Genomic DNA, 18,742 nt, shown 5'->3' with positions numbered 1-18,742 from the left:
CGGCCGCGCCGCGTTCGCGCGCGAGCAGCGCCGCGCACGCGAGCGCGAGCATCGCGCGCGGCGGCTCTTGCGGCGCGAACAGCGCATCGTGATTGCGCTCGATCAGGCCCGTGTCGAGATCGGCCGTCGCGAACGGCTCGCACGCGACGATCCGCTGCAGAAACGCGGCATTCGTGTGCAGGCCGACCACTTCGCATGCACGCAGCGCGCGCAGCATCAGGCTCAGTGCTTCCGCACGGTCCGCGCCGTGGACGATCAGCTTCGCGATCATCGGATCGTAGAACGGCGTGATCGCATCGCCTTCGCGCACGCCGCTGTCGACGCGCACCGATGCGCCGATCGCGAACTCGACGCCTGCCGGCAGCCGCAGGTGCTTCAGCGTGCCCGTGGACGGCAGGAAGCCGCGCGCCGGGTTCTCCGCATAAAGGCGCGCCTCGAGCGCGTGACCCTGCACGCGCAGTTCGTCCTGCTGAAGCGGCAGCGGCTCGCCGGATGCGACACGCAGTTGCCATTCGACGAGATCGAGCCCGGTGACCATCTCGGTGACCGGATGCTCGACCTGCAGGCGCGTGTTCATTTCCATGAAGTAGAACGCGTCTCCCGTCATGATGAATTCGACGGTACCCGCGCCGACATAACCGACCGCGCGCGCGGCCGCGACGGCCGCTTCGCCCATCGCACGGCGCACGTCGTCGGGCAGGCCCGGCGCCGGCGCTTCCTCGAGCACCTTCTGGTGACGGCGCTGCACCGAGCAGTCGCGGTCGAACAGGTACACGGTATTGCCGTGCGTGTCGCCGAACACCTGCACCTCGACGTGACGCGGGCGCGTCAGGTATTTCTCGATCAGCACGCGGTCGTTGCCGAAGCTGCTCGCGGCTTCGCGCTGGCACGACGCGAGCGCCGCGGGGAAATCGTCTGAGCGCTCGACCACGCGCATCCCCTTGCCGCCGCCGCCCGCGCTCGCCTTCAGCAGCACCGGGTAGCCGATCGCGTCGGCTTCGCGATGCAGGTTGGCCGCGTCCTGGTCGTCGCCGTGATAGCCCGGCACGAGCGGCACGGCGGCCGCGTGCATCAGCGCCTTCGCGGCGGCCTTCGAGCCCATCGCCGCGATCGCGTCGACCGGCGGCCCGATGAAGACGATGCCGGCCGCTTCGCACGCATGCGCGAAATCTTCGTTCTCCGACAGGAATCCGTAGCCGGGGTGAATCGCCTGCGCGCCGGTTGCACGCGCGGCTTCGATGATGCGCTCGATGCGCAGGTAGCTGTCCGCGGCGGCCGAGCCGCCGATGTGCACGGCTTCGTCGCACGCGGCCACGTGTTTCGCGTTCGCGTCCGCGTCGGAATAGACGGCGACGCTCGCGATCCCGAGACGTTTGCACGTTGCGGCGACGCGGCACGCGATTTCGCCGCGGTTGGCGATCAGAATCTTGTCGAACATGGCTTCGGTGTCGTCCGGAAAGTTAGGGGCACGCCGTCATTCACGCCACGAAGGCGTGCGTTTCTCGAGAAAGGACGCAATCCCTTCGCGCGCTTCCGCGCCGGCCCGGGTTCGCGCGATCCAGTCGGCGGTCTGCTCGATCAGCGTCGCGTCGAGCGCGCGGCCGGCCACGTCGGCGACGAGCCGCTTGCACGCGCGCACCGCGTCGGGCCCGTTCGCGACGAGCGTCGCGGCCAGCTTCGCGACGGTTTCGTCGAGCGCATCGGCCGGCACCGCTTCGTGAATGAAGCCGAGCGACGCCGCGCGCGTGCTGTCGAACACCTCGGCCGTCGTGAAGTAACGGCGCGCCGCGCGCTCGCCCATCGCGCGCACCACGTACGGCGCGATCGTCGCGGGGATCAGCCCGAGCCGCGCTTCCGACAGGCAGAACTTCACGCCGTCGGCGGCAATCGCGATATCGGCCGCGGCCACCAGGCCCACTCCGCCCGCGTAGGCATCGCCGTGCACCCGGGCGATCACCGGCTTGCCGCAGCGATGGATCGCCTCGAGCATGCGCGCGAGCTTGCGCGCATCGGCACGGTTCTCGTCGTCCGAGTAACCGGCCATCTTCTTCATCCAGTTCAGGTCCGCGCCCGCGCAGAACGCGGCGCCTTCCGCGGCGAGCACGATCGCGCGCACGCCTTCATGCGCGTCGAGCCATTCGAACGCGGTGGTCAGCTCGGCGATCGTCGTCTCGTTGAACGCGTTGCGCACGTCGGGGCGCGCGAGCGTGACGGTCGCCACGCGGCCGGCTTCGCTTACCTTGATCGTTTCGTATCGCATCGGTCAGCCCTCCCGGCCGTTACATGCGGAACACGCCGAAGCGCGTGTCTTCGATCGGCGCGTTCATCGATGCGGCCAGGCCGAGCCCGAGCACGTCGCGCGTCTGCGCCGGGTCGATCACGCCGTCGTCCCACAGCCGCGCGCTCGCGTAATACGGATGGCCCTGGCGCTCGTACTGGTCGCGGATCGGCTGCTTGAACGCGTCCTCTTCCTCGGCGGACCACGAACCGCCCTTCGCCTCGATGCCGTCGCGGCGCACCGTCGCGAGCACCGAAGCGGCCTGCTCGCCGCCCATCACCGAGATCCGCGCGTTCGGCCACATCCACAGGAAGCGCGGGCCGAACGCGCGGCCGCACATCCCGTAGTTGCCGGCGCCGAACGAGCCGCCGATGATCACCGTGAACTTCGGCACCTTCGCGTTCGACACGGCGGTCACCATCTTCGCGCCGTGCCGCGCGATGCCTTCGTTCTCGTACTTGCGGCCGACCATGAAGCCCGTGATGTTCTGCAGGAACACGAGCGGAATCTTGCGCTGGCAGCACAGCTCGATGAAATGCGCGCCCTTCACCGCCGATTCGGAGAACAGGATGCCGTTGTTCGCGACGATCCCGACCGGGTGGCCCCAGATGTGCGCGAAACCGGTAACGAGCGTCGTGCCGTAGCGCGCCTTGAATTCGTCGAACTCCGAATCGTCGACGATGCGCGCGATCACCTCGCGCACGTCGAACGGCTTGCGCGTATCGACCGGGATCACGCCGTACAGGCTCTTCGCGTCGTAGCGCGGCGGCTTCGGCTCGCGCAGCGCGACCGGCGACGCGATCTTCGGCGCGAGATGATCGACGATGTTGCGCGCGATCGACAGCGCATGCGCGTCGTTCTGCGCGAGATGGTCGGCCACGCCCGACAGGCGCGTATGCACGTCGCCGCCGCCGAGATCCTCGGCGCTCACTTCCTCGCCGGTCGCGGCCTTCACGAGCGGCGGGCCGCCCAGGAAAATCGTGCCCTGCTCCTTCACGATGATCGACTCGTCGCTCATCGCCGGCACGTACGCGCCGCCCGCCGTGCACGAGCCCATCACGACGGCGATCTGCGCGATTCCCGCGGCCGACATCGTCGCCTGGTTGAAGAAGATGCGGCCGAAGTGGTCGCGGTCGGGAAACACGTCGTCCTGGTTCGGCAGGTTCGCGCCGCCCGAATCGACGAGGTACACGCACGGCAGCCGGTTTTCCGCGGCGATCTCCTGCGCGCGCACGTGCTTCTTCACGGTGACCGGGTAATAGGTGCCGCCCTTGACCGTCGCGTCGTTGCACACGATCACGCACTCGCGGCCGGCGATCCGGCCGATCCCGGTGATGACGCCCGCGCCCGGCGCGTCGTCGTTGTACATGCCGTTCGCCGCGAGCTGCGAGAACTCGAGGAACGGCGCACCCGGATCGAGCAGTTGCGCGATGCGGTCGCGCGGCAGCAGCTTGCCGCGCGCCAGGTGCTTGTCGCGCGCGGCCTGGCCGCCGCCCTGCGCGAGCTGTTCGATCTTCGCGCGCAGATCGGCGACGACCGCCTCGAGCGCGGCGGCATTCGCGCGAAAGTCTTCCGAGCGCGGGTTCAGTTTCGATTCGATGATCGGCATCGACGGGGCTCCGTTCGCGTGACGTGGGGCGTTACATCGTTTCCGCGAACAGCTCGCGGCCGATCAGCATCCGGCGGATCTCGCTCGTGCCGGCGCCGATCTCGTACAGCTTCGCGTCGCGCCACAGACGCCCGACCGGATATTCGTTGATGTAGCCGTTGCCGCCGAGGATCTGGATCGCCTCGCCGGCCATCCACGTCGCCTTCTCGGCCGTATAGAGGATCACGCCCGCGCAGTCCTTGCGCACCTGGCGGATGTGGTCGCTGCCGGCCGAATCGAGGTGGCGGCCGACCGCGTACAGATACGCGCGGCACGCCTGGAACGTGGTGTACATGTCGGCGACCTTGCCCTGGATCAGCTGGAATTCGCCGATCGCCTGGCCGAACTGCTTGCGGTCGTGGATGTACGGCACCACCGCGTCGAGACACGCGGCCATGATGCCCGTCGGGCCGCCCGACAGCACGGCGCGCTCGTAGTCGAGGCCGCTCATCAGCACCTTCACGCCGCCGTTGAGCTGGCCGAGGATGTTTTCCTCCGGCACTTCGACGTCCTGGAACACCAGCTCGCCCGTGTGCGAGCCGCGCATGCCGAGCTTGTCGAGCTTCTGCGCGACCGAGAAGCCCTTCATCCCCTTCTCGACGATGAACGCGGTAATGCCGCGCGGGCCGGCTTCGAGGTCGGTCTTCGCGTAGACCACCAGCGTGTCGCAATCGGGCCCGTTGGTGATCCACATCTTCGTGCCGTTCAGCACGTAGCGATCGCCGCGCTTGTCGGCGCGCAGCTTCATGCTGACGACGTCCGAGCCGGCATTCGGCTCGCTCATCGCGAGCGCGCCGATGTGTTCGCCCGACACGAGCTTCGGCAGGTATTTCTGCTTTTGAGCCTCGGTGCCGTTGCGGTGGATCTGGTTCACGCACAGGTTCGAGTGCGCGCCGTACGACAGGCCGATCGACGCCGAGGCGCGCGAGATCTCCTCCATCGCGACCATGTGCGCGGTATAGCCCATGTTCGCGCCGCCGTATTCCTCGGCCACCGTCATGCCCAGCACGCCGAGATCGCCGAACTTCTTCCACAGGTCCATCGGAAACTGGTCGGTGCGGTCGACCTCCGCCGCGCGCGGCGTGATTTCCTTCGCCGCGAACGTCGCGACGGCGTCGCGCAGCATCTCGATGTCTTCACCGAGCATGAATTGCACACCGGGCAGGTTGATCATGTCTCCTCCGTCTCCAGAAAGTGTGTGGCATCCACTGATTTCTGAGTTTCGCTCAAATCGAATGAATGCACCGATTCATTGACTAATACAGCGTAAATTTTGCACAGTTTCGCGCCTCGCCGGGTTCGGCGTCAATAGTTTTTTGAGTGACACTCAGATATCATGCCGAGATGACAGCCGCTACCGCCGACACCATGACCGCCACCGTCAAAGCCGATCGCGCCGACACGTCGCGCGCGCCCGCCGGGCGCAAATCCCAGCAACGCGTGCAGGACATCCTGCGCGCCGGCCGGGAAGTGTTCGCCGAGAAGGGTTACGAGCATGCGACGGCCGCCGAGATCGCGCAGCGCGTGGGCGTATCGGAGGCGACGGTGTTCAGCTACTTCCGCGGCAAGCGCGAGCTGTGCGCGCGCGTCATCGCGGATTGGTACGACGAAAACATCGCCGCGTTCGAGCACGGGATGCCGCAGGAAGCGTCGGTGCAGCAGCAGTTCGCGTTCATCGTGCGCACCCACCTGCGGCTAATGCTGGTGAACGGCACGGGCCTGTGCGCACTGGTGCTGTCGGAAGGCCGCGCGAAGCAGCATGCGCTGAGCGACGAACTCACCGCGCTGCAGCGCCGCTACACCGCGCCGCTGATGGACGTGCTCGCGCGCGGCCAGGCAGCCGGGCAGGTACGTACCGACCTGCCGCTGAGCCTGCTGCGCTCGATGGTGTTCGGGCCGATCGAGCACGTGCTGTGGGATGCGATCCTCGGGCACCGCAAGCTCGACACGGAAACGACGGCCACGCAGCTCGTCGACATGCTGTGGGCCGCCGTGCAGCCGCCGGCGCCGGAACAGGCGGCGCTCGTGCGGTTCAGGAATGAAGTGGCGGAAGCGGTGCGCCGGCTGGAAGGGGAAGCGTCACGCCCGTGACGCAAGGGCGCGGCCCGGCGCACGTCGCATCGTGCGCCGCGCGTAACCGACCGCTACGAATCCTCGCCGACGCGCAGCGGCGCGCGGCTCTGCTCGTTGTTCAAATGAACGAACTTGCGCAACAGGCGTACGAGTTCCTGCGAATCTTCCTCGCCCATCCCGTCGAACAGGCCGGCACGCAGCTCCTGCACTGACGGAATCAGGCGCGTGAGCAGTTCGACGCCCGTCGGTGTCAGCAGCAGGCGCCGCTGACGCCGCGGCAGCACTTCGCGAACGATCAATCCTTTCGCTTCGAGCCGGACCGCGAGGTCGGCCGTCGTCGACGTGTCGAGCGCCACCCGCTGCGCCAGCGTCACCTGATCGAGCCCCGGACACTCGTAGAGCATCCGCAGGACGGCGTACTGCACCGGCGTCACGTCCCGGCCCAGCTTCTCGTAGAACATCGCGACGGCAATCTGGTGCGCGCGCCGGATCAGGTGCCCCGGCTCGTCGTACAGGTCGAGCGGGAAAGCCGGCGCGTCGGCGGGATTCGTTTTTTCCATGAATGAGTCGATGACATAGGCGGCGCGCGCCGGTTGCGCACGCCGACGGCATGGCGCTGCCTCGCGCCATTTCCCGGGAAAACCAGTATACCGCTCGCCTTGCTCCGGCCAATCTCAATGCGTACACTGAATCTCATTCAGTACACGGAATGAAGAATTGCCGCATGTCAGCGGCACCGCCCCGAAGGAGACGACGAACGTGTTTCTCAAGAACGCTTGGTATGTGGCATGCACGCCCGATGAAATCGACGGCAAGCCGCTGGGCCGCAAGATCTGCAACGAGTCGATGGTGTTTTACCGCGCGGCGGACGGCCGGGTCGCCGCGCTCGAGGACTTCTGCCCGCACCGCGGCGCCCCGCTCTCGTTGGGATTCGTGCGCGACGGCGTGCTCGTGTGCGGCTATCACGGGCTGGAAATGGGCTGCGACGGCAAGGCGTCCAGCATGCCGGGCCAGCGCGTCGGCGGCTTCCCGCCGATTCGCAGCTTCCCGGTGATCGAGCGGTACGGATTCATCTGGGTGTGGCCGGGCAATGCGTCGGAAGCCGATCCCGCCAAACTGCCCGCGCTGGCCTGGGCCGAAGACCCGGCCTGGGCGCACGGTGGCGGCCTCTATCACATCCGTTGCGATTACCGGCTGATGATCGACAACCTGATGGACCTCACGCACGAAACCTACGTGCATGCGTCGAGCATCGGCCAGAAGGAGATCGACGAAGCGCCGCCGAAGACGGTCAGCCGCGGCGACGAAGTCGTCACGAGCCGCTTCATGGAGAACGTGATGCCGCCGCCGTTCTGGCGAATGGCGCTGCGCGGCAACGGGCTGGCGGACGACGTGCCGGTCGACCGCTGGCAGATCTGCCGCTTCACGCCGCCGAGCCACGTGATGATCGAAGTGGGCGTCGCCCATGCGGGCCACGGCGGCTACGACGCGCCGGCCGAGTTGAAGGCGTCGTCGATCGTGGTCGACTTCATCACGCCCGAGACGGACACCTCGATCTGGTATTTCTGGGGCATGGCGCGCAACTTCCGGCCCGACGATCACGCGCTGACCGCCGAAATCCGCGAAGGTCAGGGCAAGATCTTCGCCGAGGATCTCGAGATGCTCGAACGCCAGCAGCTCAACCTCGAGCAGTGGCCGGACCGCAAGCTGCTCAAACTCAACATCGACGCCGGCGGCGTGCTGTCGCGCAAGGTGATCGAACGGCTGCTTGCCGAAGAAAGCGCGGCGAGCCCGCAGCGGCCCGTGATTCCGGTCGCGCAGATCAAGGAGGCGTCATGAGCGCCGCGACCTTGACGGTTCGGGTGGCCCGCAAGTGGCAGGAAGCGCGCGACATCTGCGGTTTCGAATTCGTCAGCGACGACGGTTCGCCGTTGCCGGGCTTTGAAGCCGGCGCCCATATCGACGTGCATTTGCCGGGCGGGCTCGTGCGCCAGTACTCGCTGTGCAATCACCCGGAACACGCCGATCGCTATCAGATCGCCGTGCTGCGCGATGCCGACGGCCGCGGCGGGTCGCGCGCGATCCACGACGAAGTCCGGCAAGGCGATACCCTGCGGATCGGCATGCCGCGCAACCAGTTTCCGCTCGCCCCCGACGCTCCGCACCACCTGCTGCTCGCGGGCGGGATCGGCGTCACGCCGATCCTCAGCATGGCGGAACGGCTGTTCTCGTCCGGCATGCCGTTCGACATGCACTACTGCGCACGCTCGACCGATCGCATGGCCTTCGTCGAGCGGATCAACGCGGCCGGATTTCACGATCGCGCCCGCCTCCACGTCGACGACGGCGATCCCGGGCAACGCTTCGACCTCGCCGCCGTGCTCGCCGCCGCGCCCGCAGGCACGCACCTGTATGTATGCGGCCCGCGCGGCTTCATGGACGCAGTGCTGAACGCCGCGCGCGAGCGCAACTGGGCCGAAGCGCGGCTGCACTACGAGTTCTTCGGCGGCGCGGTTGCGTCGTCCGGCGCGGACCGTGCGTTCCAGGTTCGGATCGCGAGCAGCGGCAGGGTGATCGACGTGCCGGCCGAATGCACGGTCATCGCGGCGCTGGCGGCGAACGGCGTCGACGTGCTGACGTCGTGCGAGCAAGGCGTATGCGGCACCTGTGCGACGCGTGTGCTCGAAGGCGAGCCCGATCATCGCGACTCGTATCTGACGGAAGCGGAACAGGCAGCCGGCGACCAGTTCATGCCGTGCTGCTCGCGATCGCGAAGTGACCTGCTGGTCCTCGATCTGTAGGTCTGCAAATCGGTAGACGGACCGCCCGACTCGCGGCGGCCAACCACAATACTGGAGACGATCAATGGAGCAACATGCCCGGGCACCGATCAATACTACTCAGTTCCCGGTCGACCGATGGTGGGTCGCCGCGCTGTCATCCGAACTGACGGACAAACCCGTCGCCCGCACGCTCCTCGGCCGCCCGGTCGTCCTGTTCCGGTTGCCGTCCGGGGAAGTCGGCGCGCTGGAGGATCGCTGCTGCCACAAGTCGCTGCCGTTGTCGTGCGGCTCGCTCGAATCGCGCGGCCTGCGCTGCGGCTATCACGGCCTGTTGTTCGACCGCGACGGCACGTGCGTGGAGATTCCCGGCCAGGACCGGATTCCGGCGAAGGCGTGCGTGTCGTCGTATCCGGTACGGGAACAGGACGCCATCGTGTGGATCTGGATCGGCGCCGACGCGCACGCTCAACCGACAAGCGCGCCGCCACGCTATGCGTTCCATGCCGATCCGCAATACCGGTTCGGCGGCGGCCACTACCACTACGACGCACCGTATCAACTGATTCACGACAACCTGATGGACCTGAGCCACCTCGGTTATGTCCATCTGAAAACGATCGGCGGCAACGCGGCGCTGCACATGGGTGCGGAAACCCGCGTCAGCAGCGACGGCGATATCGTGACGCTGGTTCGCCGGATGCCGGATTCCGACCCGCCGCCAACCTATACCGCTGCGTGGCCGTTCGCGGGCCGCGTCGATCGCTGGCAGGAAATCGAATTCCACGTGTCGCACATCCGGATCTGGACCGGCGCGATGGACGCCGGCACCGGCGATCTGCACGATCCGGCGCGCGGCGGCTTTCACATGCGCGGCTTCCACGGCATCACGCCCGAAACGGAAACGACGACGCACTACTTCTGGACCGTCGCGACCAATCCGCAACACGACGTCGAGCGCGTCGCGCAAACAGTCATCGAGCAATCCGCGGCGACGTTCGACGAGGACAAGACCGTGATCGAAGCGCAGTACCGGAACCAGCTGCGGTTTCCGGGCGGCCGCCAGATCGACATTCACGTTGACGCGGGCCCCAATCGCGCGCGGCGCGTGATCGAGCGGCTGCTGCTCGAACCCGCTTAAGCATCGCGCCGCCCCGCCGACAACACCCGCCGGTCGCGACAGGCGCTCCGCGGGATGCCCCGTCGGCCCGTTCAATCGCTTTCGTCCCATTCGCCATCACCGGCTTCGATTTCATCCCATTTAATTAGTCATACTATTTACAAGGATCTTTGACGTGAGCGCAAACATCCGCAATACAATCGACGAATCCCCGATGAGCACGTTCCAGACGATGGCGGTCACCGCCTGCGTCGTGCTGAACATGCTCGACGGCTTCGACGTGCTGGCCATCGCGTTCGCCGCGCCGCACCTGGCGGCCGAGTGGAAACTGAGCGGCAAGGAAATCGGCCTGCTGCTGAGCGCCGGGCTGGCGGGCATGGGCATCGGCTCGGTGCTGATCGCGCCGCTCGCCGACCGCGTCGGCCGCCGCCGCATCATCCTGCTCTGCCTCGCGGTGATCTCGACCGGGATGCTGGCCTGCGCGGCCACGCACAGCACGCTTCAACTCGCCGTCACGCGTGCGTATACGGGGCTCGGCATCGGCGGCATGCTGGCGAGCCTGACCGTCATCAGCGGCGAATACGCATCGAACAAATGGCGCAGCGCCGCGATCGGCATGCAGTCGACCGGCTACGCGATCGGCGCGACCGGCGGCGGCGTCATCGCCGGCTACCTGCTGTCGACGTGGGGATGGCGCAGCGTGTTCGCGTTCGGCGGCATCCTGACCTTGCTGTCGATCCCGATGGTGCTCGCATTGCTGCCGGAATCGCTCGACTTCCTGCTGGCTCGACGTCCGGACAACGCGCTGCAGAAAATCAACCGCATCCTCGCGAGAATGAAGCGCGCGCCGATCGACATGCTGCCGGCGGCGACTGCCTCCATCGACTCGGCGAACGCCGCGTCGAGCTGGACGGCCGTGCTGCGCGCGCCGCTGACGCGCCGCACGATCGCGCTGTGGATCGCATTCTTTCTCGTGATGGGCAGCTTCTACTTCGTCGTGAGCTGGACACCGAAGCTGCTGGTTCAGGCCGGGTTGTCGGCATCGCAGGGGGTCACCGGGGGCGTGCTGCTCAATCTCGGCGGCATTGCCGGCGCATCGCTCTTCAGCCTGCTGTCGACACGGTTCGGCCTCCGTAACCTGCTCGGCGCGACGCTGCTGCTCGGCGGCGTATTGATGGTCGTGTTCGGCGCGAACACCGGCTCGCTCGGGATCGGGATGACGGTCGGGGTATTCCTCGGCGCCGTGATCAATGCGTGCGTGGCCGGCATGTATGCGTTGTCGCCGACGCCGTATCCCGCCGAAATCCGTACGACCGGCATCGGCCTCGCGGTCGGCATCGGCCGCCTCGGCGCAATCCTGTCGCCGATGACGGTCGGTGCGCTGCTGGACGACGGCTGGTCCGTGTCCCATCTGTATCTCGCGTTCCTCGTGCCGATGGCCGGCGCGGCGATCGCCGTCGCCGTGGCGGGTACGCGCGCCGCGACACCGCGCAGGCAACGCGACCCGGCGATGTCGTAACGCACGACGCCCGCAGCCTTGCCGATACCCGTCGGCACCCCGGATCGGATCGGGTCATAAAAATATCGATAAGCATATCTACATACTGTTTGGAGACAGCCATGAAAACGAAACTGGGCGCCGCACTCGCGACGGCGATGGCACTGACGCTGTCGCTGGCCGGACCGGCCTGCGCACAAAGCAGCATCACGCTGTACGGGATCATCGATACCGGCGTGTCCTACTACAACAACGCTGCACATGGCGGATCGTTCACGGGTATGCCGACACTGACCGGCGAAGTGCCGTCACGCTGGGGGCTGCGAGGCACGGAGGATCTCGGCGGCGGCTACCAGGCTTTCTTCGTGCTCGAGAACGGCTTCCAGCCCGGCACGGGCGCACTGAACTACGGCGGGCGCCTGTTCGGGCGACAGGCGAACGTAGGCGTGAACAGTCCGTTCGGCGCGCTGACCCTCGGCCGCCAGATGAACATGTCGATGATCGTGCTGACCAATGCGGACGTGATCGGCCCGTCGATTCACTCGATGGCGGATTTCGATTCCTATCTGCCGAACGCGCGCAGCGACAATGCGATCGGCTACAAGGGCACGTTCCACGGGGTGACGCTCGGCGCCACCTACAGCTTCGGCCGCGACGCGGCCGGACCGGCCGGGCCGTCGGCGACGGGCTGCGCCGGACAGGTGCCCGGCGACATCGTCGCTTGCCGCCAATACACGGCGATGCTCGCCTATGACGCGAGCAATTTCGGGCTCGCCGCGTCGCACGACGTGATGCGCGGCGGCGGTGGTGCGCTCGCGCCGCTGAACAATCCGGCATACACCGACACGCGCGACATCGTCGCCGGCTACGTGAAGATCGGCCCCGCGAAACTGGGCGCCGGGTGGATCCGCCGCAACCTCGCGGCGGCCGAGCACCTGCAGGCCGATATCGTGTTCGCCGGCGGCACGTACTACGCGACGCCCTACCTCGCGCTCGACCTTCAGGGCGTCCGCTACCTGCAACGCCGGGAAAACAGCGAAGGCGGCACGAACGCGACGCTGCTCGTCGGCCGCGCGAACTATTTCCTGTCGAAGCGGACGACCGTCTATACGTCGGTGGGCTACATGTTCAACAGCACGCTGGCCGCGAACGCGGTCGCCGCGGGCGGGACGGTCGGCACCGGGATGAACCAGCTCGGCGTAATGGCCGGCATCCAGCAGAAGTTCTGAACGCCGGATGCGCGTGCGCCGGTCAGTTGGCGAGACGGCAGTGGGCCAGCTTCAGGCCCGGCAACACGGGCGCATCGATATAGCCTTCGTTCACGCAGCTGAAGCGAAACGCCGTCGACGTGACGAACGGCTTGATTTCGCCGCCGGGGAATTTCGGCTTCAGCGCATCCTGGTCGGCCACGTCGAAATGCGTATCGAACTGCTCGCCGTAGGCCGTCAGCGCGCCGAAGTAAGTGCCGCCCGGATCGCTGCCCATCCGGATCACGGCACCGACGAACGCGAGGCGCTTGCCGTCGTACTTCGACTTCGCCGCGGTCGCATCCTGCGTGTAGGCCTCGATCACGGCGCCGTAGTGCGCGTCGATCGCGGGGTCGGCATCGGAAGCCGCGCAAGCAGCCTGGTGAATGCCTGCCAGCAGCGCGCAGGCCGCAAGCGCGGCCGCCGTAAACGGCGCGGAAATCTTCTTCATGGGTGGTCTCCCGTCTAGCGTGGTGGTTGAAGTGATTGAAGCCCGGCGCAACGCCGGATGAACTCGCGTCCGTTGCTTTAATCGTTCGAATGGCGGATGACGGCTGCGATCACTTCATCGCCCGCGTGGTCGTGCGCGGTGCGTGGCGTCGCGCTGAACGCGACGTGACAGGAAGATGACATGGTGCGGCCCCCGGCTCTCTCGTTGAATTTCACTGCGTCTGATTTTGGCCGCTACGGTAGCAGACGGCCGCCAGCCCGGCAACCGACGCCCGAGCCCGACAATCATGCCATTACAATTGCAAACGATTCTCATTACATATATCATGCACGCCTTGGCCGTAACGAAACGCCGCGGCCCGCGACACGATCCTTAGCATTCCCTCCTGTATCGATTCATGCCATCCCGTCGAACGCCCCGCCGCGTCCGGACCCCGCGTCTGTGGCGCTCGAGCCTGCCTGCCCTGATTACCCTTTGCGTCGCAAGCGGCGCGCATGCGGCCAACGCCGAAGCCGGTGCAACTGCATCGGCACCCGCAACGCCGGCCGGGAAAGAACTCCCCGCCATCAACGTCAACGCATCGTCGACCGTCGACCCGACCATCGGCTACCAGCCGCGCACCAGCAGCATCGCGGGCGGCAGCGACCGTCCGTTGAAGGAGATTCCGCAATCGGTCGCGGTGGTCAGCAGCAGCGTGATGCAGGACCAGCAGGCGCGTTCGCTCGACGACGTGCTCGGCAACATCAGCGGCGTGACGCAAACCAACACGCTCGGCGGCACGCGCGACGCGTTCATCAAGCGCGGCTTCGGGTCGAACAACGACGGCTCCGTGCTGGTCGACGGCGTGCGCACGCCGGTGCTGCACAGCTATCTCGCGACGATCGACCGCGTCGAGGTGCTGAAGGGCCCCGCTTCGCTGCTGTACGGGATGCAGGATCCCGGCGGCGTGATCAACCTCGTCACGCGCAAGCCGGAAGACACGTTCGGCGGCTCGATCTCCGCATCGCGCACGAGCCACGGCGGCAGCAACGCGCAGTTCGATCTCACGGGGCCGCTCGGCAAGCCGGGCCAGGTCGCGGGCGGCACGCTCGCGTTCCGGCTGACCGGCGAATACGACACGAGCCGCTACTGGCGCAGCTTCGGCCGCGAACGCAACGCGCTGATCGCACCCGCGCTGTCGTGGCACGACGCGAACACGTCGGTCGACGTCAGCTATCAGTACGTCGACTACACGATGCCGTTCGATCGCGGCACCGTGCTCGTGAACGGCCAGCTCGACGATGCGTTGCGCTATCGCCGCTACGAAGAAGCATGGTCGCAAAGCAGCGGCATCCAGGAAACGCTGCGGACGCGCGTCGAGCACCGCTTCTCCGACGCATGGCGCGTGCGGGCGACCTACGGCTGGGGCCGCGACCGCTACGACCAAACCATCACGCGCGCCACTGCGTTCAACAGCAAGACCGGTGCGATGACGCGCTCGTCCGATGCGAACCTCGGACGCAACGACTCCGACCAGATCGCAACGCTCGGCCTGCTCGGCAACGTGACGCTCGCCGGGATGAACCACGCGATCTACATCGGCGGCGAATACGAACGGCAGCGCAGCTTCCGCGGCGACACGATCCGCGGCAAGGCGACGACGGGCTTCAATCTCTACGATCCTGTGTACGGCCTGCTCGCGGCGGGCGGCACGCCCAACGCGAAGCAAAGCGATTCGCGCTCGGTCGTGCATGCGTATTCGACGATCGTGCAGGACTCGGTGAAGATCACCGACCGCCTCACCGCGGTGGGCGGGCTGCGCTGGGAAAACTGGCAGCAGGAATCGGGGATGGGCCGGCCGTTCGTGTTCGCCGACCGCTCGCGCGGCAGCGTCTGGCTGCCGCAGTTCGGGCTTGCCTACGCGCTCACGCCGGCGCTGACCGCCTACGCGAACGTGAGCCGCTCGTTCAAGCCGAACGTCGCATCGAACGTCGCCGCGCCGCTCGCGCCGGAATACGGCCGCGTGCTCGAGGCCGGGCTGAAGTTCAGCCTGAAGCCCGCGATCACCGGCACGCTCGCCGTCTACCAGATCGACAAGCGCAACGTCGCGGTCACGGTCGGCGACATCACGTCGACGATCGGCACCGCGCGCTCGCGCGGGATCGAGCTCGACGTCGCCGGGCAGATCACGCGCCACCTGAGCGTGATCGGCAGCTATGCGTATACGAACGCGACCGATCGCGACAGCAACACCCCGCTCACGAACGTCGCGCGCCACACGGGCAGCCTGTTCGCCGTGTACGACACGGCCATCGCGAATCTGCCCGGCCGCTGGCGCTTCGGCGGCGGCGCGCGTCTCGTAGGCGCACGCTCCGGCGACACGGCGAACAGCTTCACGCTGCCCGGCTATGTGACCGTCGATGCATTCGCGGCCTACGAAACGACGATCGGCAAGTTCCCGACGCGCTTCCAGCTCAACGTGAAGAACCTGCTCGACAAGACCTACTACCCGTCGAGCAACAGCAACCTGATCGTCGCGGTCGGCGAGCCGCGGCTCGTCACGCTGACGACGACGGTGTCGTTCTGATGGTCTGACGTTCCGATCGCCCGATGCGTGCATGGGCCGGCCCAAACGCGGCGGCCCATGCACCACGCCCGCATTCGCAGCCGCTCGCGACGCGTAGCGGCTCGCCCCTTGCTCCAAGTGAAGCATCCCTGTCGCTTCGCAAGCGGTCACCGCGACTCCGCGCGCGTTGTGCCGGGCAACCACCAACGACGCGGCGACGGAACATCGTCCGATCCGCCGGCGACGCGGGAACGACAGCGAATCACCCCGTTGCTTGCCGCCCACACCAGCGCCGGATTCCGCTTGACTGCCGTTCCTCGCGGCACCCGACGCCACTATTCACACGCCTCCCCGGCACTCGCTTCACCGCCCGCAAAAATGCATCCGTGCGATGCAATTCCGCCCGCTCCCTTACCGCATCGCGCGCCGTATGATCGCCCCGTCTTTTTTCCATGGCGGCCCGATGCGCGCCTACCTCTCCATTCGCTCACGCGCTCCGCTCCAACCACCTGCGAACATGTCCAACCTCTCACTCATCCTCGTCGTCTCCATGCTGAGCGCCTTCGGCCTGATCGCGTCCGACGTCTACCTGCCCGCGATGCCGTCGATGGCCCACGCGTTTTCGATCGGCGCATGGCAGATGCCCCAGACGGTATCGGCTTACCTGATCGCGCTTGCCTGTGCGCAACTGGTCTACGGCCCCCTCTCCGATCGATGGGGACGCAAACCCGTGCTGACGGCCGGCATCGTCCTGTACATCCTTGGCTCGATCGGCTGCGCGAGCGCCGGCGGCTTCGCGAGCTTTCTCGGATGGCGCGTGCTCGAAGCGCTCGGCGCGGCGTCCGGCCTCGTCATCGGTCGCGCGATCATCGCCGACACCTGCGACAAGAACGCATCCGCGAAGATCTACAGCATCGTGTATCCGCTCGTGTCGCTGTCTCCGGCAATCGCCCCCGCAATCGGCGGATATCTGGCTGCGTGGTTCGGGTGGCGAAGCGATTTCATTTTCGTCGCCGCATTCGGCGTCGTCGCGCTCGCGCTCGTTCAGTTGCGCCTGAAGGAAACCCGGCCGCCGGTCGCACCGGGGCAACATCGCGCCGCACCGCTGGCCGGCTTCACCGGCGTGCTCGCGGACCGGGCCTTCATCCGCTACACGCTCGTCGTCTGCGCGATCTATTGTGCGTGGTTCGTCTACCTGACGCAGTCGCCGTTCATCTTCTCCGGCCTCGGTCTTTCGGAACGGCAAAGCGGCTGGCTCTATCTGCCGCTGACCGCCGGCATCGTTTCCGCCAACCTGATTGCGCGCCGCATGCTCGACCGGATGTCCTACGACTCGATCGTCGTGGCCGGCGTGGGCTGCTTCGTTGCCGGCGGCGTGGCGTTCGCCCTGTGCGAATCGTGGCACGTCAAAGGCGTCGTCGTGATCGTGATGCCGATGGTGCTCGTCAGCCTGTCGAATGGATCATCGCTGTCGCTCGCGGTCTCGGGCGCCATCGCGAGCGAACACGGGCGCGCGGCGACGGCGTCGGGGCTGGTCGGCTTCTTCCAGATCGGCAGTGCGTCGCTCGCCGCCGCCGTGTCCGGAGGCCTGCTCGGCACCGGAAGCCACGTGCTGGCGACGGCCATCCCGTTCTTCGCGATCGTCGCGGCCATCGCGATTGTGCCGCGCTGGTGTGCCGCGCGGCGCACGCTCTCGATGCGCGACACGCTCCCCCGTTGAGCCCGTGGCCCTGCGCGGGCGAGGCCCCGGCCGCTATCGATAACGGTCGAACGTAGCCGCGATCTCCGCGGTGACCGCCCGAACGCGCGCCGTCCGGTTCAGGTCGGTATGCGATACGAGCCAGACCTGATACGGCACGGCTCGCGTCCGGTCGGGCCAGATTCGCACGAGCGAATCGTCGTCTTGCGCCATATACGCGGGGAGTTCGCCGATGCCGATACCCGAGCGGATCGACGCCGCCAGCATCAGGCTCGAACTCACCTGCGCCACGATGCGCCCGCGTTCCATCGACTCGCCGCACAGCGCGTGCCCCTGGTTCGACGTCGTGCCGGGCTGGTAGACGACCAGGTCATGCCCTTCGAACGCGGCTCCGATCGCGGGCTCGCCATGCGCATCCAGATACTCGCGGCTCGCGAACAGCCCGACCTCCCATTCGGCGAGCTTCCGGCGCACGAGGTCGGGATTTTCCGGCATCACGGTGCGAATCGCGAGATCCGCATCGCGTCGCGTCAGGTTGAGCACCTGCACCGACGTCGTCAGGATCACGTGTATCGCCGGACATTTCCGGCGCAGTTCCCGTATCGCGGGAACGACGAAATCCATCGCGAGGGAATCGGTCGTCGTGACCCGGACCTCGCCTTCGAGGCGATCGTCCGAGCCCTGGACGCGACGCTCGAATTCGCACGCCGCCCGCTCCATCGCTTCCGCGGCCTGCAGCGAATGCTCGCCGACCTGCGTCACGACATAACCTGACGATGTCTTGAGAAACAGCTTCGCACCGAGCGCCTTCTCGAGTGCGGTCAACCGTCGCCCCACGGTGGCCTGATCGACGTCGAGAACGGCCGCGGCCTCGCGCAGCGTCCCGGTGCGATGAACGGCCAGAAAAACGCGGGCATCGTCCCAATTCATGAGTAACGTTCTCTCTCTCGGTAAGGCATGTGTGCATTCGCAGGAGGCGATTATACAAGTCGATCCTGTGCAGACCGTTCCGGATAATCAGCCATCCGTATCAAAAGGACGATCGATTCGCCGATCAAAACCGGAACCGGAACCGTCCGCAGGAAGCCCCTCAACGACGGGCTCGCCGACCGAAGCCAAGTGGAATGACCGAACCGATGGTCGTTTCACCGATCGCCCCAACCCCGGCCGCCCAATCATCAGCCTCCCGAATATCTCCCATCCGATACCGTGATTTTCCGTACCGGACGCGCGCCGCTAGACTGGCTACGCATTCGCGACGCCGCAGCGCCGTACCGCAACGCGGCACGCCCCCACAAAAACGATTCCGGGAGATACCCCATGTCCGACCGGCACGCGCGCCGAGGCGCGCTCAAGACACTCGGCCTCGCGGCCGGCACCGCGCTGCTCGCCGCCGCGCGCCC

At 66.9% G+C, this 18,742-nt stretch carries 15 protein-coding genes and 1 pseudogene; 9 read left to right on the top strand and 7 right to left on the bottom strand.

Going from position 1 to position 18,742, the window contains the following annotated elements; translation table 11 throughout:
* The 4 genes from DPV74_RS27865 to DPV74_RS27850 form a co-directional block, all read right to left on the bottom strand.
* Window positions 1–1,438, bottom strand: a 1,438-nt coding sequence (locus DPV74_RS27865) for an acetyl/propionyl/methylcrotonyl-CoA carboxylase subunit alpha (protein WP_119338353.1), incomplete at its 3' end; no start/stop codon positions are given.
* A 36-nt stretch (window positions 1,439–1,474) separates the two neighbouring features.
* Window positions 1,475–2,260 (bottom strand): enoyl-CoA hydratase/isomerase family protein, encoded by a 786-nt coding sequence (locus DPV74_RS27860; RefSeq protein WP_021163019.1) that lies wholly within the window; start codon window positions 2,258–2,260, stop codon window positions 1,475–1,477.
* A gap of 19 nt (window positions 2,261–2,279) precedes the next feature.
* Complete coding sequence (locus DPV74_RS27855) at window positions 2,280–3,887, bottom strand: carboxyl transferase domain-containing protein (RefSeq protein WP_027790577.1); 1,608 nt, start codon at window positions 3,885–3,887, stop codon at window positions 2,280–2,282.
* A 31-nt stretch (window positions 3,888–3,918) separates the two neighbouring features.
* The gene (locus tag DPV74_RS27850; RefSeq protein WP_021163017.1) at window positions 3,919–5,100 is read right to left on the bottom strand and encodes an isovaleryl-CoA dehydrogenase; all 1,182 of its coding nucleotides are present in this window, start codon (window positions 5,098–5,100) and stop codon (window positions 3,919–3,921) included.
* A gap of 170 nt (window positions 5,101–5,270) precedes the next feature.
* On the opposite strand from DPV74_RS27850, the gene DPV74_RS27845 reads away from it, so the two are divergent.
* Window positions 5,271–6,017 (top strand): TetR/AcrR family transcriptional regulator, encoded by a 747-nt coding sequence (locus tag DPV74_RS27845; RefSeq protein ID WP_119338352.1) that lies wholly within the window; start codon window positions 5,271–5,273, stop codon window positions 6,015–6,017.
* Window positions 6,018–6,070: 53 nt separating this feature from the next.
* On the opposite strand, the gene DPV74_RS27840 is transcribed toward DPV74_RS27845, so the two are convergent.
* Complete coding sequence (locus DPV74_RS27840; RefSeq protein ID WP_021163015.1) at window positions 6,071–6,559, bottom strand: MarR family winged helix-turn-helix transcriptional regulator; 489 nt, start codon at window positions 6,557–6,559, stop codon at window positions 6,071–6,073.
* Window positions 6,560–6,758: 199 nt separating this feature from the next.
* Between DPV74_RS27840 and DPV74_RS27835 the strand changes: the two genes are divergently transcribed.
* The 5 genes from DPV74_RS27835 (at window position 6,759) to DPV74_RS27815 (ending at window position 12,626) form a co-directional block, all read left to right on the top strand.
* Window positions 6,759–7,838, top strand: a complete 1,080-nt coding sequence (locus DPV74_RS27835) for an aromatic ring-hydroxylating dioxygenase subunit alpha (RefSeq protein WP_119338354.1) — start codon at window positions 6,759–6,761, stop codon at window positions 7,836–7,838.
* Complete coding sequence (locus DPV74_RS27830; protein WP_060372464.1) at window positions 7,835–8,800, top strand: PDR/VanB family oxidoreductase; 966 nt, start codon at window positions 7,835–7,837, stop codon at window positions 8,798–8,800. The genes DPV74_RS27835 and DPV74_RS27830 overlap by 4 nt, the downstream gene beginning before the upstream one ends.
* A 64-nt stretch (window positions 8,801–8,864) precedes the next feature.
* Complete coding sequence (locus tag DPV74_RS27825; protein ID WP_059697088.1) at window positions 8,865–9,920, top strand: Rieske 2Fe-2S domain-containing protein; 1,056 nt, start codon at window positions 8,865–8,867, stop codon at window positions 9,918–9,920.
* A 154-nt stretch (window positions 9,921–10,074) separates the two neighbouring features.
* Window positions 10,075–11,418, top strand: a complete 1,344-nt coding sequence (locus tag DPV74_RS27820; protein ID WP_119338351.1) for an MFS transporter — start codon at window positions 10,075–10,077, stop codon at window positions 11,416–11,418.
* 101 nt (window positions 11,419–11,519) lie between these two features.
* Window positions 11,520–12,626, top strand: a complete 1,107-nt coding sequence (locus tag DPV74_RS27815) for a porin (protein ID WP_119338350.1) — start codon at window positions 11,520–11,522, stop codon at window positions 12,624–12,626.
* Between the two features lie 22 nt (window positions 12,627–12,648).
* Here DPV74_RS27815 and DPV74_RS27810 read toward each other — a convergent pair whose 3' ends face one another.
* Window positions 12,649–13,095 carry a hypothetical protein gene (locus DPV74_RS27810; protein WP_119338349.1) on the bottom strand — a complete coding sequence of 149 codons (447 nt, stop codon included), beginning with the start codon at window positions 13,093–13,095 and terminating at the stop codon, window positions 12,649–12,651.
* Between the two features lie 397 nt (window positions 13,096–13,492).
* Here DPV74_RS27810 and DPV74_RS27805 point away from each other — a divergent pair, with 397 nt between their 5' ends.
* Entirely contained in the window at window positions 13,493–15,661 is a 2,169-nt protein-coding gene (locus DPV74_RS27805) for a TonB-dependent siderophore receptor (RefSeq protein ID WP_119338348.1), read from the top strand.
* 496 nt (window positions 15,662–16,157) lie between these two features.
* Complete coding sequence (locus tag DPV74_RS27800; protein WP_119338347.1) at window positions 16,158–17,360, top strand: multidrug effflux MFS transporter; 1,203 nt, start codon at window positions 16,158–16,160, stop codon at window positions 17,358–17,360.
* 33 nt (window positions 17,361–17,393) lie between these two features.
* Here the strand turns inward: DPV74_RS27800 and DPV74_RS27795 are convergent, their stop codons facing one another.
* Window positions 17,394–18,269, bottom strand: a complete 876-nt coding sequence (locus DPV74_RS27795) for a LysR family transcriptional regulator (protein ID WP_060170533.1) — start codon at window positions 18,267–18,269, stop codon at window positions 17,394–17,396.
* 279 nt (window positions 18,270–18,548) lie between these two features.
* Between DPV74_RS27795 and DPV74_RS27790 the strand changes: the two are divergent.
* A pseudogene (locus DPV74_RS27790) lies at window positions 18,549–18,742 on the top strand (transcriptional initiation protein Tat); the annotation flags it as partial.

Source organism: Burkholderia sp. HAN2018 (assembly GCF_024704855.1).
GTDB classification, from domain to species: Bacteria; Pseudomonadota; Gammaproteobacteria; order Burkholderiales; family Burkholderiaceae; genus Burkholderia; species Burkholderia cepacia.
Note: the sequence above shows the minus strand (reverse complement) of the source record. Positions and strands in the feature narration are given on the sequence as shown.